We start from the raw sequence: 20,550 nt of genomic DNA, 5'->3' as shown, positions 1-20,550 counted from the left end.
TCACGGAGGCCCGTAGCCCTGGCGGAGCGAGTTCAGCTCCACCGCCGTGGCGTAGATCTGTGCCCACGTCTTGAACTTCCACTTGTCCCCGAAGCCCTTCTGATCGTTGGCGTAGTCGAACAGGTCCTTGCGGAACTGCGCATCGGCGGCCTTGCGCGCCTCGGGCGCCAGCGGCGTGCCCTTCTTCGCGTAGTACCGGAGCAGATCGTACCCGTAGTCGTGCGTCTTGGCCGCCGGGTCGAACTCCTTGTCCGGGCCGATCTTCCCAGGCGCCGAGGCATCACCGAACGGATCCTGCATCCGAGGCCCGTGCTTCGTCTGGATCTGGTAGGGCTCGTAGCCCATCACCTGCTTGAAGTCCGCCGGAGGAGGACGCGCGCCCGTGAGGTACTCGCTCATCAGCTTGCCGTGATCCCCGGCGGGCGCCGCGGCCACCTGCGCCGTGCGCTGCACCGCGGATGCGCCCTCGAACGTGTCACGCGCGAAGGGCTTGGGAGCCTCGGCCACCGTGGGCCGGTTCGGGGTGCTCACCTCAGGGGTAGAGGCCAGCGGGAGACGGGGGGCGACGCGTTCCGTGCGAGAGATCATGGTGGGCTCTGGGGGATGGCTTTCTTAAATTGTCGTAAAATGTAGGCCTAAAGTTGCTTCGTCCCGTACACCGCGAGGCGCGGAGCGAAAGGATCGCCTGTGGAAACAGACGTTTACCGGGAGTTGGAGCGCGCCATGCTCCACCTGGAGCACCAGGAGGATGCGCAAGCTGAGCAGATTCTTGCACCGCTGCTGGAGGCTCATCCCGAACATCCGCAGGTGCATCTGCTCATGGCCATGGCACTGGCAAAGACAGCACCGGGGCGCGCGCTAAGTCATACAGAGAAAGCACTCCGAGACACAGATCCCGAGCGGCGGCGGCAGGCTGAAGCCTTGCGGCGCGTGCTCTTGGATCATGTCTCACCATGACTGGTTGGATGAAACACAGACAAGCGTCCGTGATAACGGACAGAGGGGACAGGTTGACTCAACGCGGCGCTGAGCGCCTCCTTGCCAGGGAGTCTTCAGAGGGGACACAATCCGTGTTCTTCGATTTTCTTCCAGTGCCCGGCTTTCCCCTGTCCCGTGAAGGAAGACCCTATGTCGAATGCAGTGAAGACCTTCCGCAACGCGGCCCTCGTGGCTGCTGCGATGACCGCGCCTGTTGCCTTCGCTGGCTCCTCTGGTACCGGCGACGCCGCGTGCGGCAGCACCGCCGCTGGCTGGAGCGCCCCCAACGGCGCGCTCGTGCTCAGCCGTGGCGGTGGCGGTGGCCCAGTGGCCGCGGTGCTGGATGCGGTAGGCGAGTACCGGACGCACTCGATGTTCTCTCACGGCCCCGGCGGCGATGTGACGCACGAGACGATGTACACGCCGGGCACCAACGGCTGGCCTACCTACTGCAGCACGCCGCTGAAGGCCGGCGAGCTGACCTCGGGCTATCCGGGCGCGGGCCGCATCAACCAGGGCGCCATCTATCAGTACCTCTACGGCGGCAGTGGCAGCCTCCAGTACCTCGGCTATCAGCGCAGCCGCAACTCCGCGGGCTACAACACCAACGGGGAGAGCGTCTCCAACTGGCTCCTCAGCTCCATGCCGACGGTGGCGGCCACGTCCAAGCAGAACGGCGGCGTGACGCTGCAGCGCTACCTGGGCCCCAACGGCGCGCCGCTGAACTACGTGCTCTATCAGTACCGCGACCTCGAGTCGGTGAACTATGGCGGCGCCGGCTGGAACAACGGCATGGTGTGCTCCACGATGCTCGCCCACGCGCAGTACAAGGCGGGCCTCGGCGTGGTCGACGCGTACACGTACGATCACGGCAAGCTGCAGACGGCGGGCAACTCGCTCTACAACTCGGTGCAGAACGAGTGCAACACGGGCCTGGGCTTCTGGTCCAGCGTGGGCTCCACCATCACCTGCTTCGAGAACATCTGTGACGACGCGGGCCGCCAAGTGCGCAACTGTATGGCCGCGGGCCGGTGCGACACGGACGACGCCAACGTCTGGAACAACATCTCCAACAATGGGGCCACGGTGTCGCGGTCCATCAGCCCGGATCGGCTCGGTGGCTGGAGCGGCCACCCGTACACCGGCACAGGCGTGAGCGTGTGGGCGTACGACACCACCAACACGATCCAGTGGAACTCCGGCGGCAACGTTTACGGGTGCTGGTTCTAAGGACGGAGCAGTGAGCGAGAGCAGGAGACGGAAGGCGGGAATCGCCGCGGTCGGGGCGTGCGTGGTGGTGGCGCTGGTTGTCTGGCTCTGGCCGGGGGACACCCCTCCCGCCGTGGCCACTCCGCCGCCGCCGGCCATGCCCGGTCCGAAGGTGGCGGAGGCCCCCCCGGCTCCTGCTCCGAAGCCCGAGCCCACCGCCCCCGAGGCACCGCCTCCGCCCGCCGAGGCGAAGGCGGACCCGGCCGCTCCGGTGATCGACGAGATCACCGTGGAGAAGCCCGAGGTGTGCGAGGGCGAGGAGAACCTGATCACTGTCCGGGCCCACACCCCGGATGGATCGGATGCCTTCCTGCACTACACGATCGGTGGGCGGCAGGGGCAGCGGGCACCGGTACGCTCGTGGATCGCGGATGACGGCGAGCAGCCGAAGCTGGAGGTGCTGGTCTTCGGCAAGGACAACGTCACCACGCGGGTGGAGGTGCCTACCTTCACGGTGAAGCCGTGCAAGCCCCCGCGCATGGCGCTGATCACCTTCAACCTCCGGGCAAACACCTGGGGCGAGTACGACTTCGACGTGAAGCTCGTGGAGAACCCTCCGCCCGGGAACGTCTCAGTGGTGCCGTTCAAGCCACGCTCGTACGAGTGGACCTTCGGGGACGGGGAGACGATCACCACGGACGTGCCGCACGTCACCCACAGCTACGAGGGCCGCAAGCAGGAGGCGATGTACTCGAACCTCCTGATCCAGGTGAAGGTGCATGGCAGCAGCGGGGAAGAGCCGGTGGTGGGGCGCACCTCGCTGCAGTTGCTCAACCCGGCCTACGAGGATCTGGCCACCAAGGGCGTGGTGACGCTGCTGGTGCAGCTCACGCCGCGCTTCCCGGAGCTGGGCAGCGATGGGGTGGTGCGGCAGAAGGTCCGGATGTTCCACACGCAGGACCGGCCCGTGTTCGTCCACAACACGGTGAGATTCCGGCACCTGATGGCCCCCACAGCGCCGTCCCCGGAGCAGGTGGTGGATCCCTCGTCGCTGCTGGGCACCAGCATCGTCCCGCCGGGTAAGGGCATCGAGTTCGACGTGAAGCTCGACACTCATAAGGATCCGGACGTCTTCTCCCTGGAGTACTACGTGGAGGGCAAGGACTCCGAGGGCCGGCCCGCGCGGGGCGCGTTCTCGGTGATGCGCCCGCCGGCCAAGCCCACCAAGGAGAACAACAACCCGGTGGCGGACCCGCTGCTGAAGGCGAAGATCCTCGCGGCGCGGAAGATCCTCAACCGGCCCTATGTGACGGACGAGGATCTGTGGGCCCTGGAGCGCCAGGGGAAGTTCGCGGAGCTCAATGCGCAGTACAAGGCCCAGCAGGCCCAGGCGCAGCCCGAGGACAAGCGCGATCCCCGGGCCAAGGATCCCGGGCCTCCGCCCGAGGGCCCCACCGCCACCCCCGGCACGAAGGACGATCGCAAGCCGAACGCTCCGCCCAAGCCGGGCTCGAAGTAGGCGAGGGCGGTGGTAGGGTGCTCCCACGAGGAGACTGATGACCGAGCTGGAGCCACTGCTCAAGCGCATCGAGCAGCTCACGCCGTACTTCGGGAGGGCCCGCGACGATCTCACGGCGCTCACCACCCGGGCCCGGCACCAGGACTACAAGGGGGCGCTGCAGAACGCGCGGCTGGTGGTGGAGATGATCCTCCGCTCGCTGGCCACCACCGAGCTCAAGCACACGCCGGGCAAGGCGATGCTGGACGAGCTGCTCTCCAAGTTCCGGCAGCAGGCCCACGCCAGCGTCATTCCCACCAACATCCTGGCGCACATGGGCACGGTGCAGGCCTGGGGGAACCTCAGCTCGCACGATCACGCGGGCGGCCTCCACGAGGCCGGTGTGAAGGTGGGCCTCGAGGATGCGCTCACGGCCCTCAACTCCCTGGTCGCGATCCTGTCCTGGTATAAGGAGCGCTACGCCCAGGAGCCCGAGAGCCCCGTGCCCGCCGCCCCCTCCGAGCCGGTGGCTTCCACGGCGGCTCCCCCGAAGGCCAGCCCTGCCAACAACCGGCGGCTGGCGCTCGTGGGTGGAGCGCTCCTCGCGATCCTCGTCGTGGCGCTGGGGCTCTTCTCGCTCCATGCCTCCGAGAGAGCCGCTCAGCTCCGGAAGCAGCTGGACGTGCTCGTGACGGAGAGCGGCGAGCCTCCAGTCCCGGCCGCCTGCAAGGAAAAGGATGCCTCCGCGGTCGAGGCCCTGGTGGCCGTGGTGCCCAAGCTCTCGGATCAGCTCCCCGAGGCGTCACGTCCCCAGGAGGCCAACGCAGCCCTCGAGACGCTTCGTGCCCAGAGCCAGCGCTGGGGCCCGGAGGGTTCCTTCTTCGTGGCCAAGGCGAGCTTCCTGACGGGCCACCCGGATGCCGCGGCCATGAGCGCGGCGCTCGAGTGCAAGGACTTCGCGGCGGCCGAGAACCTCGCCGGGAGGATGGCGGCGCTCGCCAATGACTGGCTGGAGAGCGCGGAGCACTACCAGCGGGCCGCGGAGCTGGACGCCCGGTTCTGGAAGCCGCGCTTCAACCTGGGGCTCCTCGCCCTGCAGAAGCAGCGCGTGGAGGAGGCCGTGCAGTTCCTGGAGCGCGCGACGGAGCTGGCCCCGGAGATCCCGGAGGTCTCCCTCTTCCTGGGGCATGCCTACGCCGCGAGGGCTCAGGCCTCCCAGTCCGCTGGAAAGCAGGAGGAGACCGTGGCGGATCGGGATCGCGCCAAGGCCGCGTGGTGCCGCGCCCGGCAGAAGGGATCCCGTCAGGCCGAGTTCTTCTGCAAGTAGGGCGGACTCACTTCATCAGGCGGGCCAGATCCGCGGAGGCGAGCACGAAGTCCGGCTGCTCCTCGAGCACCGCCTTCAGCTCCTTCTTCGCGGTCTCCACGTCCTTGCGATCCTTCGCGTCCAGGGCTTTGGAATAGCGCAGCGCCGTCTTCGTGGTGAGCCGCCGCGCCATGCGAGAGGGCGTGGACCCATGGGAACCGCCAGAGGGCCCGGGAGCGGGCTCCTTGGACGGAGCGGTGGCCTTGGCGACGAGCTCCTCGAGCACCTTGTTGATGTCCTGCGACAGCTTCTGTTCGAGCGTGAAGAAGTCTTCCGCGCTGCCCCGGGCTCCCAGAGAGCGGAGAATCTGGCCCGTCTTCACCTCGATGACTCGGGCATCCACGCGGAGGCTGTTCAGCAGATCGAAGTAGTCGCCCATCACCAAATACTGGGCGCCCAGCAGCTTGCCGAGCTTGGCCACGGTGTCCGCATCGAACTTGGAGGACTGGCCCAGCTCCAGCTCGTCCAGAATCTCCTGGAGCCGCTCCCGCTCCACCAGCTTCACCGTCCCGAAGCCCGACAGATCCGAGATCAGCATCTGGGCCAGCCCCTTGCGGAGCACCTCCAGCTCCGGCGTCTTCCCGCCGTAGCCGAAGTAGAGGACCGCGACGGTGGGCTGCTCGGCGGCGGGGGCGGGCAGTGCCAGCAGCCCGAGGAACAGACACAGAAAACGCACCGGAAGCGAAGAAAAGGAACGCACGAATCAGGATTCTGGCACGGAGGCACCTGTATGCTGCAACCCGATGGATGCCAGGTTCCGGCAGAGCGTTGAGCTGCTGTCCCGAGAAGATCAGGTCGAGTGGAGCACCGAGAAACCCGCCCCCGGGGCCGAGCCCGGCCCGAGAGAGCTGTTCATCAGCGTGGGCGCCCGAAGCGAGTCCTTGCCTGCCCATCCGCGCATGCTGTCGTGGAAGCTGCCGCAGTGGGTGCGTCGCGGGATGCACGCGTCCACGGGCGCGGTGCTGATGGCCGGAGCGGAGCTGGATGCCTTCGCCGCCGAGGGCTCCTCCGGGCCCATCCGGCTGCGCATCCACGAGGCGACCCTCGATGCGACCACGGCGGCGCTGCTCGCCATCTACCGGATCCTCCACGGCCAGTTCCCCGAGGGCGCCGAGGCCTTCAGCGAGTACATCAGCGCGTGGGAGCAGGGCCAGACCGAGCTGGCCGGAGAGTACGAACGGGCGTTGGGGCCGGTGTTCTACGCGGCGCTGCGCCTCTGGCCCTCGCAGCTGGGCCGGCCGGCCCGTCCGGTGCTCGAGCTGCTGGCCGCCGCGATGGCGGTGGTGCGTGATCGCTCCGAGCTGACGAGGCTCCCGGAGTCCCTCGTGCCTCCGCCGGTCACCCGGCGCCTGAAGGCGGACGGCCTGCTGTACAAGGCGGAGCTGTCGCGCGCGCAGCGGGTGCAGCTGGACATCCCCCTGGCCGAGGCCAAGGACGCCCCGGTGCGCCGGGTGGATGCACTCTTCCTCTCGTCGTTCCAGGACGTCACCGTCCTCAAGCTCCTGGCCCGCTCCGACACGGAGTACACACACTATGGGCAGGGCTTCGACTTCATGGCCGTCCACGCCCCCCACGTGGAGACGGCCTATTACCGGCACACCCTCTCGCTGGCCCCCGAGCGCGCAGGCACTCTGGCAGGCCTCGCCGAGTGGCTGGACACGCTGGAGGGAGATCAGCTGCCGAAGGGTGGCCCTCGGGCGCGAGGGCCCAAGCGCTTCGAGCACCAGCCCAACGACTACTCCGATCCCTGGTACACGGATGGCTACACGAGCTCCACGAGCCGAGCCACGCTGGTAGCCCCACCGTATGCGGGCACACGCCTGACACGCCGATCGCTGTGGGAGGCGCTCTGGAGTCGGTACAACGTGGGCCGCAACGTCCCCATCCTCCGGGCCCACACCGTCTTTGCCCGGCCCTTCCTGTGGAAGGGCGGAATGCCGCACACCGAACTCCTGGCACGAGGCTTCCGCCGCCGTGACTTCTCGGAGCAGGCGGGAACCTTCCACCCGGCCGTCACCCAGTCCTTCCTCGGGAGCTCCTCGGAGGCGGATGTGGCGCACTACGAGCAGCCCTCCGAAGGGCAGACCGTGCACGTCTCCGTCTACCCGAACCAGCTCGTCGTGGTGTGGATCGAGCAGCCTCGGAAGGAGGAGATCTCGCTGTACGCGCTCGCCCAGGAACAGGCGGCGCTCGCCGAGGGGCGGGCACTCTGGGAGCTGACACCCCTGAAGGAGCTGAGGCCCTCGCTCGAGCCGCTGGGCCCGGAGCGGTGGCTCGTCTACGGCGCCTACCGGATCTCCCGAGGCCGCTCGTCCATGCTGGATGACTCGCGCTCCATGCAGGGACTCTTTCACGCGCTGGCCTCGGGGACGGCGCCCACGCTGGAGCGGCTGCCCTCGGAGGCCGCGGCGGAGAGCCGCCGGGTGCTGAAGGACGCGGCTGGAGAGACGGAGCACTGGCTCACCCCCACGGGAGGGGCCCGGGTGGAGATTCTGCTCGAGGCGGAGGAGGGCGCGCCGCTGCGGTGCGATCAGGACTTCCTCCTGTTCCTGCTCACCACCGGACAGCGCTACTCGGCCTTCGAGATCAGCCGGAGGATGGCCGAGGTGGAGCAGCGCTACCGCACCTCGCGTTGGCAGAGCCTGCGGCCGGCGCGCAGCGTGCGCTCGGACGTGATGCTGTTCACCAACTCGCTGTGGCACTCACGTATCGGCGAGGATCCGGATCTCAACGCGCGCTACCTGGCGTGGCACTCGCTCCACGGCATGCAGGAGACCGTGGCGGCGATGAGGGATCAGGCCTCGGAGCTGGACCAGTACAAGCGGGACCAGTTCGACCGGATGGTGGGCTTGCTGGTGTTCGTCTTCCTGCCGGTGAGCCTGGCGTGTGGCTTCTTCTCGGGAGCGCAGTTCCAGGATCTCAGCCCCTCGGTGGGCATCCCGGGGACGACAACGGGGTGGATCGTCTTCCTCGGGTACACGGCGGCCTTCACGGTGCTCGTGTTCGGCACGGTGGCGGCGGCGCGGCTGCTCAGCTGGCGCCGGCGCTGAGGGCTCAGGGGCTCGTGGCCGGGGCAGGGAGGCAGTGGGGCACGTAGTTCTTCAGGTACCCCGCGAGATCGCCCTTGCTGCCGCCCAGCTCCAAGAAGCGCGGGGAGAGCGAGTGAAAGGTGGCGCAGTCTCCCGCGCGCCCGGCAGACAAGGCGGTCGAGACGAGGACGCCACGGATGACGAACTTGGCGTCCTTCGCGCCACTGCACTTCGCGTCCAGCTCTTCGAACATGGCGCGAGCGGCCTTGTAGCCCTGGGTCTGCAGGCGCCGGTTCAGCTCGTGGTGGTAGCCCTCGCGGGCGGCGGGCATGTCGCACGAAGCCAGGGCCACGTTGTATTGCGTGCCCGCGTTCTCGCGGAGGTTGGGGCCCACGCCCAGCGCTGTCTTGATCTTGTTGCTGATCCACGGGAAGGCCCTCGCGGACGGGAAGCGATCGAGGAACAGCTGCCACTTGGCGACCGCCTCTTCCACATGGCCTCGAAGCATGAGGGCGTCTCCATACAGCTCCAGAACCTGACGGGCGCGGGCTTCCTGCAACCGCGGAATGGTGGCCTCGGCCTCCTGGAGGGCCTCGTCCAGCAACTGAAAGCCCTCCTTGAGAACGGAGGGATCCTGGTCCGCGAGCGTGGGAGCCATCTGGAAGGACTCGGAGCTGGTCCGGTACCGGCCCATGAGGAGAAACTCCGCCACGGAGACGGGCGCGTCGTCCTCGTAGGCGAGGGAGCCATACTTTGCCTGGCGCAGGCGCTCCTCGTCCTCGGGTTGGAGCGTCAGGCTCATGGACGAGAGGTAGGGGGCCCCCTCGATGACCTTGTGGAAGCGGCGGAAGTGCTCGCGGTTCTCCTGGACGTAGGCGATGCCTTGCTCGTGCCAGAGCCGCAGCAGGGCGAGGACCTGGGCCTCGTGGCCGGGCAGGATGACATTCGGGTGCTCAGTGCCCAGGTGCGGCTTGAGCTGGCGCAGCAGGTACTGCAACCGGACCGATCGGTAGCCCAGGCGCATGAGGGAGCCTTTTTCATCGAGGCCCTCAGCCGGGGTGGAGCGGAGGAACTCCTCGGCGCTTCGTCCGAGCGCTTCGCTGACGTCGGAGAGCACCTCCCCCCGCTTCGCCTCCGAGGCCTTCAGCCGGGCGAGGAGCTGCTCATGGCGCTCGCGCGCGAGCAGGAAGGTGGGAGCCTTGCTAACCACGGCGGCGAGCTGCACGCGGGCTTCTTCGAGCTTGCCCTGGTCCACGAGATCGATGCCCTTGGAGTAGCTCAGCAGGGTATCGACGTCGGGGGTACGGCTCTTGAGGCGGGGAGGGCCGGGGAGCTTGAGCGCGAGGCCGGTGACGAAGCGGGTCACCAGCTGCTGCTGGAGTTCAAAGAGCTTGTTCTTGAGGCCGACGACCTGGCCGGTGACGAGGACATTGCCGGTCTGGAGATCGAACATCTTGATATCGATGCGCAGCTGCGGCTCCATGGCTTGAAAGGAGCCGGACACGGCGTACTGGGCGCCAACGAGCTTGCCGAGCTTCACCGCGGTCTTTGCATCGAAGTACTTGCTGCGCTGGAGCTTCTGCTCATCGATGATCGCCTGGAGCTTCTCGCGCTCGACGAGCTGGAGCTGCTCGACGGCGGACAGGTCCGTCACCATCATGTCCGCGAAGCCCTTCTGCAGGACGTTGAGCGAGGAGTCCCCGGTGTTGTTGTCGAAGTAGAGGACGGCGACGACGCGCTTGGGCTCTGAGCCCTCCGCACGGGCGGAGAGCAGGGGGAGAAGCAGGAGGCACAGCACGACCGCCCCAAGGCGGGAGATGAGACGCATGGAGGGGAGATTAGCGAGTTCCGCGGCGCGGGTCGCTGCCAGGGCCTTGATGAAGCCTACCGAGCGCGTAGCCCTTCAGGGTGGACTCCACCGGTAGCGGGGACATGCCTCATGAGGTAGGGTCGAAAACGCACGACCTCATCCGTCTCATGGAGGCGCTACATGGCCCGAGAAGTCCCCGCTGTCGGCTCCACCGTGGGCTCCTGGCTCATTCTTGAGCGCATGGACTCGGGGAGCTTTGGCGTGGTGTTCCTGGCGCGTCGTTCCGAAGCCCCTGAGTCCCCTCCCGTGGCGCTCAAGACGGCGAAGATGCCCAACGATGCTCGCTTCGAGCGAGAGGCCGAGTTACTCCAGCGCTGCCCGCATCCGAGCATCCCTCGCTTCGAGGACACGGGCCTGTGGACGGGGTCGGACGACTGCCAGTACCCCTACCTGGTCATGGAGGCAGTGCGAGGCCGAAGTCTGTACGACTGGTTCCAGGAGCGGCAGCGCTCCAACCGGGATGTGCTGAAAGTCACAGCCCAGCTCGCGGATGCCCTGGCCACGGCCCATGCTCGCGGCGCCATCCACCGGGATATAAAAGGAGGCAACATCCGTGTCACTGCGGAAGGCCGGGCCGTCCTTCTGGACTGGGGCTCGGGTTGGTTCGCTGGCGCGGAGCCACTCACGGACACCCCTGCACCTCCGGGCACGACGGCCTATCGCTCTCCGGAGCAACGGCGCTTCTCCTATTGCTTCCGCATGGACATGGAGGCCCGCTGGCAGTCCAGCGTCTCGGATGATCTCTATTCCCTCGGCGTGGCGCTCTATCGGCTGGTGACGGGCAAGTATCTACCGCCTCTCACGGATGGTGGAGAGCCCATGGACCAGCTCGAGGTGCCTGCTCCGTCAGCGCTGGCCACGGTCTGCCCGGAACTGGAGGCGATCATCCTTCGGCTGCTCTCCGAGAACCGGAGAGCACGGGGCTCAGCGGAGCAACTGGCGCGGGAGTGTGCGCTGCTGGCACAGGCGGAGAATAGCGAGCTGGACAGGACCATTGTCCCCACTCCGAGCGCCATGCCGACGGAGGCCGGCGACAGGTTCAGCTCCGAACCCCCACCGTACAGCTCCGAGCCCTTGAGCGAAGACTCGCCCAGCCCAGGACCGATCGCCTCACGCCAGCCCGCCCCTGCGACTAAGGAGGAACCTCGGCCCTCACGTCATACAGTTCCCGTGTGGTTCACCTGGGCCAGCGCGTCCATGATTGGCGGCCTCGTGGTGGCGCTCGTGCTGCTCCCGTTTCTCAAAGCCTCTTCCCCCACGCACCAAGACACTCCATCCACTCCTCAGCCAGTTCCCTGGCTCGCGACGCCGGAGGAGATCGCCCAGTTCGCGCCAGATGCAGGAGTGGGGGATGAGGCGCTGACGAACGTCCAGGATGTTCCCAAGGCGGTGGTGCCCACGCTGCTTTCTCTTGGGCGGCCGATGCCCTCCAAACCCTTCCCTGGACAGCGTCGTCCGCCATGTGTTCCGCGCATCGAAAGAGAGATTGTGGGTGGTTGCTGGATGGGGCCCTTCAAGGACCAGGAGCCTCCGTGCGGCGAGCGGATGTTCGACTACCAGGGGGCGTGCTTCGTGGCCTCCTACGACCAGTCCCCTCAGCCCACCTCAGGAACGCCATGAGACTGCTCCTCAGCAACACTCCCGCTCTGGGATAGCCTCACGCCACTCCGTGCCCCTTCTGCGACGGGGTTGTGGACGACCCCGCGACAGAGGCGCTGTTCAAGAAGGTGGCAAAGTTGTGGCGACGCACCATGAAGGATCGGGATGTCGATGACGACTGAGACGCCCAAGGCGATCACTCGGGAGGTCGTGGACTGGGTGAACGAGCAGGCCCGCAGAATTCGCGCATCAGGGTCGATGGATGCTCTCATCGAGGCGTACCTCGAGGTTCCTCGGCGGTTCCCCCATATTCGTGGGCTGGTGGTGGCGCTTCTTGTTTCTGCCAGTGGCCAGGACACTCCTCTGGAATGGCGCCCCGAGCCGGGCGAGCGCCCCGCTCCAGCAGACCCCGACAAGGAGTAGCGAGGAACGGCAGATGCCCTGGAAAAGCCATGAGGCGAAGCCGAGCACCCAGCTCGGCTCCGCCTCGGAGAACTCCCTCACCTCAGACTACGGCAGGGAGAGGTCCAGGCTCACGTAGATCCCGAAGTTGCATGAGGCCGTGTTGCCCGAGGCATCCCGAGCCGTGCACGTCACGGGCGTCAGCCCCGGGATGAAGAGCGAGCCGGGCGGATGGCTGCAGGTGACCTGCGCCGGGCCACAGGTGTCATTGGCCGACACCGTGAACTGCACGAGCGCGGAGATCTGTCCCAGGCTGATCGACGCGTTGACCGCGATGGGGCAGGTGATGGAGGGCGGCGTCTCGTCGCCCTCGACCGTCACGGAGAAGCCACACGAGGCGCTGTTCTCCGAACCGTCCACCGCCGCGCAGCTCACCGCCGTCTGGCCCACCGGGAAGGTAGACCCAGACGCGCGCGTGCAGGTGACCTGCGCCGGGCCGCAGTTGTCCGTAGCCGACGCCGCGAAGGAGACTTGCTTCCCCGCCGGCGAGCAGGTCTGGACCGTGATCGGAGCAGGGCAGCTCACCGCAGGATCCGTCTCATCCACCACAGTGACCTGGCCCACGCACTGCGCCGTGTCCTCCCCATCGGTGGCCGTCAGCGTCACGTTGTGCGTACCCCGGCCGAACGGACCGGTGGGCGACTCGGAGACGGTGAACGGCCCAGGCTGGTGGTCCGGATCATGGCTGCCGTTGTCCACGCTGGCGCTGCCCTGGCACTGCGCATCCGCGATGACAGTGACGTTCTTGCAAACAGCCACGGGCTGCTCGTTCTCAGGCGGCGGGGGAGGAGGAGGCGGGGGCGGGGGCGGGGGAGGAGGAGGAGGCGGCGGCAGGCACTCGTTCAGGTAGCCCGCCACGTTGGCGCGGAAGGTGTTGAGCTTCGGCAACTGCCAGTGCTTCCCCGGATGCGCCGGGATGGTGCCGTTGTCGTTGACGTTCGTGACCGAGTAGGCGTGCTGGTTCCAGATCGGCCGCGTGCGCGCCCAGCCCTCCTGCGTGTCGTGGTACACGCGGATGCCGTGGTACGGCGGATACGCCAGGTCGTTGGTGGCCACCACCAGCTCCGCGGCCAGGTCGCCATCCACGTCCGCGATGACCGGGTTCTCGTGCGTCGTCCCCGAACTGTGCCGCGTCTGCCAGCGGATGGCACCGGTGGCACCGTTGTAGATGCGCAGCGACACCTCGTCCGCGAAGACGAACTCGATGTGGCCGTCGTCCTCGAAGTCGAACGCCGTCGCGCCCGCCTTGCCCGAGCTCCAGTCCTGAATGGGGCTCGTCCACTTCACGCTGCCGTCCGTCTCGAAGACGGTGAAGGAGTTCTCGCCCGCCACGCCGATCTCCGGCAGGCCATCGTTGTCCACATCCGCCAGCGTCGGTGCGCCGCCGCAGCCGTTCACGCAGCCGCCCGGGATGTTCACGCTCCACTCCAACGAGCAGTCATCATCCAACAGGCTCACCTTGCCGTAGCCCGAGATGACGATCTCGCCCTTCGTGTCACCGTCGAAGTTGCCCACCGCCGCGAGCCCCTGCGGGATGTTCGTGTTGGCGCACTTGAGGGTGCCATCGGCCCGGTAAATGGCGCGGCCGTTGACAAGTTCCTGGATGCCATCCCCATCGATGTCTGCCGCGAAGGATACCGGGCCGGTGTACTGCGCGCCGCCCATGCCATCCGAGCCCACCCACTTCAGCGCGCCCGTGTTGCTGTACACCCGATTGCCGTCGAGGATCTCCACGGTGCCATCACCGTCGAGGTCCGCCAGCGAAGGCCCGCCCCACTCGTTGTAATCGAACGCGTCCGGTGCCGTGCGGAACTTGAAGGTGCCGTCGTTCTCGTAGCAGATGATGCCGCGGCCATCCGTCGGGATGCCGCAGATCTCCACCTTGCCGTCATTGTCGATGTCGCCCACCGCGATGCTGGCCGCAGCCTTGATGCGGTAGGCCGGATCCGTGACGGTCCACAGGTCGTGCCCGTCGTTGCCGCTGATGGCGCGCAGCACGCCCTCGCGCCAGTCGAAGTCATCGTTCGGGATGTCCCGGAAGGAGCTGAAGATGATGTCGGGCGTGCCGTCCTGGTTCACGTCGGCGACGGCCGGCGTCATCATCACCTGGTTGTACTCGGGGAGGACGGGGCTGCCCGTCCACGCCCACTGCAGCGCGGGCTCGAAGTGAGGCGTGTAGGGGGGAACCTCGCACACCTCGTCGCCCAGGTTCCCCTCGCGCCGGGCTCGCGCATCCTCGTCCGAGCCCGCCGTGTTACATGCGCCTCCCAAGGCCAGCGCCACCAGAGCTGCAAAGATCCGCTTTCGCCGAGAACTTGCGTCACCTGTAGGCTCGTGACTGCCGCGTCCGTACCCCATGTCGCATCTCCTTCCGCTTCCGGGCATGCGCCTGCCGACCGGTTCTTCGGTGGAGATTGAGCCGGCCGGGTTTTTCGGGATCTCCGAGGGTGTCGCCGCCTGTCGAACGCAGCGGCTCCCAAGGTGCGTCACTGTCGAGACACGTGCGCGGGTGCAGCCCTCAAAGCTCCAGTCCATACGGACGCCCTCAGCCGCGGCTCGGAAGGAGGCAGCGACTCGAGCCTCGGAGCCCGGAGCGCTACCAGTCGGAGCCGCCGCCTCCCGAGCTGTCCGAGGACGAGCTGGAGCTGGAGTCGGAGCTCGACGAGGGCCAGGAGGACTCTGAGGACGAGGACCAGGACGAGTCCGAGGAGCTGGAGGACCACGAACTGGAGGAGGAATCCGTCGAGGAGGTGGTGCTCTCGACGATCTGGGAGATGACGTACAGCTCGGAGTTGAAAAGGATAAGAAGCGCCTTGAGTTCTCAAACATCGAAAGGGCGCTCACTTGGCTCAGAGAGCATAAGACCGAGGTGGCCATCGGGACCGTCGTTGTCGTCGCGGGTGTTGCTTTCGTGGTCGCGACGGGCGGTTCAGGTGCGCTGCTTCTAGCTCCGCTCGCGTTGTAGGCTGCGAAAGGTTTGGCGCTGAGATGTCACAGATCAAGGACTTTGAGATGGACCGCGTCTTGCGAGTCCTCGATGAAGTGAGCAAGAACTACCCGGAGGGCTCGCAGGAGGAAGGCTCTATTCAACTCGCTGCGATATCCCTGCTGTATGTCCGGCGGATCAAGAAGTTGGATGACTTCCTGAAGTACTATCGCGAATTCTTTGATCCTTCGTTTCAGGTGACCGTCTCGCGGGTGTTCTCGACGCGGCAAGAGGCGGACGAATGGCTGGCCACCGGTACCGCCTCTGACGGTGAACTCGTCAAGATCTCCGGCCAAGGCTTTCAAGTCATTCGGTTGCCGAAAGGGCTGAGTTTTCTGCGCACGCCACTTCCTGAGGAGTTAGGCCCTCCAAAACTCGAATAAACTCTCGCATTTCACTCTTTGCTGGAACCCTTGGGGGGGCCCTCGCTGCCCAGCGGCGACAGCTTCCCGGACAGCGCTCCGGCTTGCTCGTGCGGCATCTGATCCCGAGGCGAGCGGTGGTACTGCATGGGCGAGTAGTGCAGGAAGTTCGACACGCGGCTCGTGTAGAGGCACGCGTACTGCTCCACCTGGTACCCGAAGCGGCTGTTCTCGTTGCCCTCCTTGAACAGCAAGCCCCAGTACGGGTTGAAGCCTTCCTCCACGTCCTGCTCCAGCGTGTCCGCGATCCCCGTCGCCTCCTTCAGCGCCCGGCGCACCAGATCCAGCTCACCCTTGAGCTTCTTGCGCTCCTCTTCTTCGTGCGCGCGCTCGGCCGCACTCAGCGTGTCACGCTCCAGACGGCGCTCCACCGCGTTGAGCGCTGTCTTGATGGCGTTCACCTCGTCGTCCAGCCGCGCCCGCGTGATCTCGATCTCGGAGAGCCGGGCGATGTCCTCCCGCCGCGAGTCCGTGTAGGCGATCTCGTCCTCCAGCTCCTGGACCACCATGCACGTGCGCCACAGCGAGGACTTCTTCGACTTGAGGATGTCGCCGTAGATGTGGTCTCCCACGTAGAGGATGTTCTCGCCCCGGTGACCGGTGAACTCCTCGAACTGCGCCAGGTTGCCACCCGAGTACACCTTGCCGCGCTCCAGGATCTTGGCCTGGCCCACCACGCGGCCCTCCTCGGAGGTGGAGTCCAGCTCCAGGAACGGGCGCTGATCCGAGAAGAACCCCGGCTTGCCCGCCGCCGTCACCACGAAGTCGAAGTAGTTGCGCCAGCTCGTGTACTCCGGCAGCTGCCCGTCCAGCAGGTAGCGCATCACCGCGTCCGTGTAGTCCCACGCCGAGTTCGTCAGCAGGAACAGCTTCTTGTGGCCCGAGCGCAGTTTGTGCAGCGCGTGCCCCAGCTCCGGATCCTGGAAGATGTACCGGGAGATGTCCTTGCGCACCTCGCGCTTGAGCGAGTTGTCCCGGTGCACCGTGTCGATCGCCTCGCGGATGTTGTCGTAGAGCCTGCCGTAGTCCACGCGCTCGCCCAGCGACTCCAGCAGCTCGATGATGCCCGCGTACAGGCACGTCTCCGGCAGCGCGAACAGCGTGTCATTCCACGCAAACCGAGGATCCTTCGGGCGGACCAGCTTGTTGCGGTACAGCTCGCGCCGCACCTCCGGCTTCAGCGGCCGCAGCCCGTGCCACGCGCGCCCCACGTGCCCGAACCGGTCCATCTTCAGGATGTTGCCGTGCACCCGATCCACCGCCAGCCCGCGCATCACGAAGTGGTGGTCGTAGAGCAGGTGGCCAATCACCGGGTTGTACCCGTACTGGCCCACCAGCTTCGCCAGCGTCATGTCGAACGACAGCTGCTCGAGCCGGCGCATGTGGTAGATGGCCAGCGTGTAGTCCATGTCGAAGCCAATCAGCTCGACGGACGACATGCGCAGGTTGCGGTTGACGAACACGTCCCGCGCTCGCGGGGTGTCCTCGCCCTCACGCGGGGCCGTGAGCAGGCGGCCAAGCGCCTCGTCCGTCAGCAGCTCGTGGGCGCGCCGGGCGGCATTCTCCGCATGGGCGCGGTTCAGCGAGGAGCGGAAGCTTCCGTGCAGGGGATCCGGCAAGGGACCGCCGGGGATGGGTGCGTTCGCGGGGACTGTCGGTGCCAAGGGATCCCAAGTCTTAACACGGCCCTCGGTGGGAGGCACCCGGACGGCGAGTCCTCCTTGCGGGCATCCAAGGGAGCGTGGCACGCTCCCAGCCAGATGCGGTCTCCCGACAGACGCCAGCCCTCGGACGCCGAGATCCACGCGCGGCTGTCCGCCCGAATCGAAGCCCTGGAGGACCGGGTGCGTCGGCTCGAGGTGCACGTGCGGCGCGCCGCGTCATCCTCCGGTCAGGTCCGCACGAAGGCCAGCAAGCCCGCCCGCCAGGTCCGCTCCGCCCGCCCGCTGCCGCGCTGCCCTGGGTGCACGCTGGAGCTGCCTCGGGGCCGCAAGGGCGAGACGTGCGTGTGGTGCGGCTTCCACTTCTCCGCCGTCCGGCGCCGGGCGGGCAAGGGATGACGGCCAACTATCGGCTCACCGGCCGCATCGAGACGGGAGACCTGGCCGAGCTCTACAAGGCTTCGGAGGACTCCGACGGCGACGTGGTGGTGAAGCTGTTCCACCCGAAGACTTCGGATCCGGCCTACGCACGGGTGCTGGCGGAGACCTCGCGCGTGCTCAACCCGCTGCACCACGTGGGCATCGTCCACACCGTGGACATCGGCTTCGTGAAGCAGCGCCTCGCCGTCGTCCGCGAGAATGTGGACGGCTACACGCTGGGCATCGCGCTCCAGCGGCTCAACACCAAGGAGGTCATCCTCCCGTCCGCGCTCGCGATCTATCTCATCATCCAGTTGCTGGAGATGGTGCAGAAGGCGCACGACGCGGGCGTCATCCACGGCGCCATCACCCCCGGCAACCTGCTGTTGTCGCGCGAGGGCTCGCCGGGCATCTGTGACTTCGGCGCGCTCAAAGCGCTGATGGCCGTGCCCGAGCTCAAGCGGGGCTTCGCCACTCGCGGCCGCAGCGCCTACCGCGCTCCCGAAGTCGGCCGAGGAGAGGAGCCCACCGCCGCCTCGGACGTGTACTCCCTGGGCGCCATTGCCTACGAGCTGCTCACCCTGCGCGAGGCCGTCGTCGCCACCGGCAACCTCAGCACCCGCAGCGGCGGCCTGCCGCCGCCCAGCCGCCTGGATCGCCGCATCAACTCACGGCTGGATCCAATCATCCTCCGGGCGCTGGAGCCGTTCCCGAACCGCCGCTTCCGCTCGGCTGCGGACTTCGCGGGCGCGCTGCGCAACTTCTTCACCTCGCAAGGCGGCATGCCGGGCCACGAGGACATGCGCCGCTTCGTGCGCGATCTCGTCCCCAACGAGGTGAACCTCTCCACGCTCGGGCCCGTGCCGTTCTCCGAGCCCTTCACGCTCACCCCCGTCTCCGGGGCGGAGATCGCCCACGTGCGCGCCGAGCCCCTGGAGCTCTCCGTGGTGGCGCGCCCCTCGTTCAGCCGCGCACTCAGCGAGGAAGAGTCCTCCGCCGAAACCACCGAGGCAGCCCCCCTCTTCGAGGAGTTCAAGCCGGAGCAGTGGGCCGCCAAGGAGGCCACCCTGCTCACGGCGCCCAAGGCTCCTGCAGGGGCTTGGCCCGCCCAGGAGCCCACCCAGCTCGGCCCGCCCGCTCAGGAGCAGGCAGCTCCGGCCCACAGCCGTCCGACCGCGATGGAGCCCGCACTGTCTCCAACGGTGATCCGCCCATCCCCGGCGGAGCCAGAGCCCACGCAGGCGCCCACCGTCATCCGCCCGCCGCTGGCGGAGCCCACGCTGGACACCACGCCTGTCGACACTCCGCCTCGTCCGGAGACCTACGCTCCGCTGGAGCCCACCCGCGTGGGCCAGCAGCCGCCCGTGGCCACCACGGCGAAGGAGGACACGGAGCCCAGCCGGGTGGGGCCGCTGGAACAGGGCTGGGATGCACCACCGGGTGCCGCGCCACCCAAGCCGCGCAAGCAGGTCATCCTGCCCGGAGGCGCGGGCAATGGCCGCGAGGGTACGCACGTCGGCCGCGAGGGCACGCACGTCGGCCGCAACCCGCGCATGAAGTGGGTGGAGGACTTTTCCGACGAGAAGACGCGCCTCGCCGACGACGTCAAAGCCCAAGAGGAGTCGCCACCTCCGCCCGCGCCCATCAAGAAAGGAACGGGCTCCCGAGCCGCGCTGCCGCCCTCGGCCCCCGAGCGGCCGCCCCCCTCGCTGGTGCGTGCGCCTCCGCCCGAGGAGCCCACCTCCGTCTACGTCTCCCGGGATCGGCCCGAGATCCCCATGCCCCCGCCGACGAGTGACAACGTCCCTCGTACCAGCGACGGGCGGCGCCTGCTCACCGAAGAGCGCAACCTGCTGTCCATGGCGCAGCGCCGCCACAAGGCCTTGGCGCTCGCGCTGTCGATCGCCACGGTGGGCTTCGTCGCCTTTGCCTTCGCGGTGTGGCGGTTCGGGGACGATACGCCTCCTGCTCCGGCGCAGCCCGCCAAGCCACCCCCTCCGGCGCCCATTGATCCGCGCGCGTCCGCCCTCAGCGGGGCAATGGACCAATACGGGATGCCCTTGAAGCAGCCTCCGGCGCCCGAGCTGCCCCGGCCGCCCTCGGCCACCGTGCCGGACGAGCGGGAGGACAGCTCCGACACGCCCAGGCCCGATGCCAACTCCGCCTTCATCACCCTGCGGACCAACGCTCCGGCGCGCGTCATCATCGATGGCAATCCCATCCGCAAGCGGACGCCGCTCATCAAGTATCCGGTGAAGGCCGGCACCCGGAACTTCACGCTGGAGGCGATTGGGACAAAGGAGCGGGTGGACTTCAGCCTGCGCTTCGAGCGTGGGCAGCACCGGACCATCGATCAACGGTTCGAAACGGCCCCGAGGCGCTGAACATGGAGCGGACGCGCGTCTACGTCGTCGAGGATCAGCCCCAACTCCTCAAGAACCTGGTGAAGGTCCTGGGGACGTTCCCGGAGCTGGAGGTGGTGGGCACCTCGCAGGATGGCGAGGAGGCCGTCACGGACATCGTCAACGTGCGGCCCCAGATCGTCCTGCTGGATCTGGAGCTGCCGGGGATCAACGGCATCCAAGTCACCCAGCGGGTGAAGCGCCGGGCCCCCGAGGTGGAGATCCTCATCCTCACCTCGTTCGAGGACGAGCAGAAGGTGTACGAGGCCATCCAGGCCGGGGCCTCGGGCTACCTGGTGAAGCGGGTGGGGCCGGAGAAGATCCGCTCGGGCATCAAAGACGTGATGGAGGGCGGCACGGTGCTCGAGCCCATCATCGCCAAGAAGTTCTGGAACTACTTCCAGTCCATCCAGGCCAAGCCGCCCGAGAAGAAGGAGAACCCCTGGGACCTGAGCCCCATGGAGTTCGAGGTGCTGCGCTACGTGGCCAAGGGCCTGTCCAACGCCGAGGTGGGGCAGGTGATGACGATGGAGCGCCGCACGGTGCGCACCCATCTGTCCCATATCTATCGGAAGATGGGCGTCAACTCACACGTGGAGGCCGTAGTGTTGGCCCTGCGAGCTGGCATCGTCGACCTGTAGCGCGGCC

At 67.3% G+C, this 20,550-nt stretch carries 16 protein-coding genes; 11 read left to right on the top strand and 5 right to left on the bottom strand.

All coding sequences use genetic code 11. From position 1 onward, the window contains the following. Positions 1-588 (bottom strand): hypothetical protein, encoded by a 588-nt coding sequence (locus DB31_RS08330; protein ID WP_044184966.1) that lies wholly within the window; start codon positions 586-588, stop codon positions 1-3. A gap of 135 nt (positions 589-723) precedes the next feature. On the opposite strand from DB31_RS08330, the gene DB31_RS48685 reads away from it, so the two are divergent. From DB31_RS48685 to DB31_RS08310, 4 genes are all read left to right on the top strand, one after another. Further along, the gene (locus tag DB31_RS48685; RefSeq protein WP_157231877.1) at positions 724-957 is read left to right on the top strand and encodes a hypothetical protein; all 234 of its coding nucleotides are present in this window, start codon (positions 724-726) and stop codon (positions 955-957) included. Between the two features lie 171 nt (positions 958-1,128). After that, positions 1,129-2,208 (top strand): hypothetical protein, encoded by a 1,080-nt coding sequence (locus tag DB31_RS08320; RefSeq protein WP_044184960.1) that lies wholly within the window; start codon positions 1,129-1,131, stop codon positions 2,206-2,208. A 10-nt stretch (positions 2,209-2,218) separates the two neighbouring features. Next, complete coding sequence (locus tag DB31_RS08315; protein WP_044184957.1) at positions 2,219-3,706, top strand: PKD domain-containing protein; 1,488 nt, start codon at positions 2,219-2,221, stop codon at positions 3,704-3,706. 37 nt (positions 3,707-3,743) lie between these two features. Continuing rightward, on the top strand, positions 3,744-5,012 hold the full coding sequence (locus DB31_RS08310) for a tetratricopeptide repeat protein (protein WP_044184954.1): 1,269 nt from the start codon (positions 3,744-3,746) through the stop codon (positions 5,010-5,012). A gap of 7 nt (positions 5,013-5,019) precedes the next feature. Here the strand turns inward: DB31_RS08310 and DB31_RS08305 are convergent, their stop codons facing one another. After that, complete coding sequence (locus DB31_RS08305; protein ID WP_157231876.1) at positions 5,020-5,751, bottom strand: CsgG/HfaB family protein; 732 nt, start codon at positions 5,749-5,751, stop codon at positions 5,020-5,022. A 43-nt stretch (positions 5,752-5,794) separates the two neighbouring features. On the opposite strand from DB31_RS08305, the gene DB31_RS08300 reads away from it, so the two are divergent. Next, positions 5,795-8,101 carry a hypothetical protein gene (locus DB31_RS08300; RefSeq protein ID WP_044184947.1) on the top strand — a complete coding sequence of 769 codons (2,307 nt, stop codon included), beginning with the start codon at positions 5,795-5,797 and terminating at the stop codon, positions 8,099-8,101. A gap of 4 nt (positions 8,102-8,105) precedes the next feature. On the opposite strand, the gene DB31_RS08295 is transcribed toward DB31_RS08300, so the two are convergent. Continuing rightward, the gene (locus tag DB31_RS08295) at positions 8,106-9,908 is read right to left on the bottom strand and encodes a CsgG/HfaB family protein (RefSeq protein WP_044184944.1); all 1,803 of its coding nucleotides are present in this window, start codon (positions 9,906-9,908) and stop codon (positions 8,106-8,108) included. A gap of 162 nt (positions 9,909-10,070) precedes the next feature. Here DB31_RS08295 and DB31_RS08290 point away from each other — a divergent pair, with 162 nt between their 5' ends. Both DB31_RS08290 and DB31_RS08285 read left to right on the top strand, forming a co-directional pair. Further along, positions 10,071-11,570 (top strand): serine/threonine protein kinase, encoded by a 1,500-nt coding sequence (locus tag DB31_RS08290; protein WP_044184941.1) that lies wholly within the window; start codon positions 10,071-10,073, stop codon positions 11,568-11,570. Positions 11,571-11,714: 144 nt separating this feature from the next. Beyond that, positions 11,715-11,972: a hypothetical protein gene (locus DB31_RS08285; RefSeq protein ID WP_044184938.1), complete on the top strand. Its 258-nt coding sequence runs from the start codon at positions 11,715-11,717 to the stop codon at positions 11,970-11,972. 87 nt (positions 11,973-12,059) lie between these two features. On the opposite strand, the gene DB31_RS08280 is transcribed toward DB31_RS08285, so the two are convergent. After that, positions 12,060-14,294: an FG-GAP-like repeat-containing protein gene (locus tag DB31_RS08280; protein WP_240486589.1), complete on the bottom strand. Its 2,235-nt coding sequence runs from the start codon at positions 14,292-14,294 to the stop codon at positions 12,060-12,062. A gap of 705 nt (positions 14,295-14,999) precedes the next feature. Here DB31_RS08280 and DB31_RS08270 point away from each other — a divergent pair. Further along, the gene (locus DB31_RS08270) at positions 15,000-15,380 is read left to right on the top strand and encodes a hypothetical protein (protein ID WP_044184927.1); all 381 of its coding nucleotides are present in this window, start codon (positions 15,000-15,002) and stop codon (positions 15,378-15,380) included. Positions 15,381-15,391: 11 nt separating this feature from the next. Here DB31_RS08270 and DB31_RS08265 read toward each other — a convergent pair whose 3' ends face one another. Then, entirely contained in the window at positions 15,392-17,083 is a 1,692-nt protein-coding gene (locus DB31_RS08265) for an HAD-IG family 5'-nucleotidase (RefSeq protein WP_044184925.1), read from the bottom strand. A 96-nt stretch (positions 17,084-17,179) separates the two neighbouring features. Between DB31_RS08265 and DB31_RS08260 the strand changes: the two genes are divergently transcribed. The 3 genes from DB31_RS08260 to DB31_RS08250 are packed head-to-tail and all read left to right on the top strand — an operon-like array spanning position 17,180 to position 20,543. Further along, positions 17,180-17,479 carry a hypothetical protein gene (locus DB31_RS08260; RefSeq protein ID WP_044186139.1) on the top strand — a complete coding sequence of 100 codons (300 nt, stop codon included), beginning with the start codon at positions 17,180-17,182 and terminating at the stop codon, positions 17,477-17,479. Beyond that, positions 17,476-19,884: a serine/threonine protein kinase gene (locus tag DB31_RS48675; RefSeq protein ID WP_052419805.1), complete on the top strand. Its 2,409-nt coding sequence runs from the start codon at positions 17,476-17,478 to the stop codon at positions 19,882-19,884. Before DB31_RS08260 ends, DB31_RS48675 begins: the two co-directional genes overlap by 4 nt. A gap of 2 nt (positions 19,885-19,886) precedes the next feature. Beyond that, entirely contained in the window at positions 19,887-20,543 is a 657-nt protein-coding gene (locus DB31_RS08250) for a response regulator (RefSeq protein ID WP_205628479.1), read from the top strand. Positions 20,544-20,550 lie beyond the last annotated feature (7 nt).

The sequence above is a fragment of the Hyalangium minutum genome, from assembly GCF_000737315.1.
GTDB lineage: Bacteria > Myxococcota > Myxococcia > Myxococcales > Myxococcaceae > Hyalangium > Hyalangium minutum.
Note: the sequence above shows the minus strand (reverse complement) of the source record. Positions and strands in the feature narration are given on the sequence as shown.

What these genes read in the sequence shown, in the direction of transcription:
- DB31_RS08330 (WP_044184966.1), bottom strand. Translation starts at nt 588, where the DNA reads ATGATCTCTCGCACGGAACGCGTCGCCCCCCGTCTCCCGCTGGCCTCT.
- DB31_RS48685 (WP_157231877.1), top strand. Translation starts at nt 724, where the DNA reads ATGCTCCACCTGGAGCACCAGGAGGATGCGCAAGCTGAGCAGATTCTT.
- DB31_RS08320 (WP_044184960.1), top strand. Translation starts at nt 1,129, where the DNA reads ATGTCGAATGCAGTGAAGACCTTCCGCAACGCGGCCCTCGTGGCTGCT.
- DB31_RS08310 (WP_044184954.1), top strand. Translation starts at nt 3,744, where the DNA reads ATGACCGAGCTGGAGCCACTGCTCAAGCGCATCGAGCAGCTCACGCCG.
- DB31_RS08300 (WP_044184947.1), top strand. Translation starts at nt 5,795, where the DNA reads ATGGATGCCAGGTTCCGGCAGAGCGTTGAGCTGCTGTCCCGAGAAGAT.
- DB31_RS08295 (WP_044184944.1), bottom strand. Translation starts at nt 9,908, where the DNA reads ATGCGTCTCATCTCCCGCCTTGGGGCGGTCGTGCTGTGCCTCCTGCTT.
- DB31_RS08290 (WP_044184941.1), top strand. Translation starts at nt 10,071, where the DNA reads ATGGCCCGAGAAGTCCCCGCTGTCGGCTCCACCGTGGGCTCCTGGCTC.
- DB31_RS08285 (WP_044184938.1), top strand. Translation starts at nt 11,715, where the DNA reads ATGTCGATGACGACTGAGACGCCCAAGGCGATCACTCGGGAGGTCGTG.
- DB31_RS08270 (WP_044184927.1), top strand. Translation starts at nt 15,000, where the DNA reads ATGTCACAGATCAAGGACTTTGAGATGGACCGCGTCTTGCGAGTCCTC.
- DB31_RS08260 (WP_044186139.1), top strand. Translation starts at nt 17,180, where the DNA reads ATGCGGTCTCCCGACAGACGCCAGCCCTCGGACGCCGAGATCCACGCG.
- DB31_RS48675 (WP_052419805.1), top strand. Translation starts at nt 17,476, where the DNA reads ATGACGGCCAACTATCGGCTCACCGGCCGCATCGAGACGGGAGACCTG.
- DB31_RS08250 (WP_205628479.1), top strand. Translation starts at nt 19,887, where the DNA reads ATGGAGCGGACGCGCGTCTACGTCGTCGAGGATCAGCCCCAACTCCTC.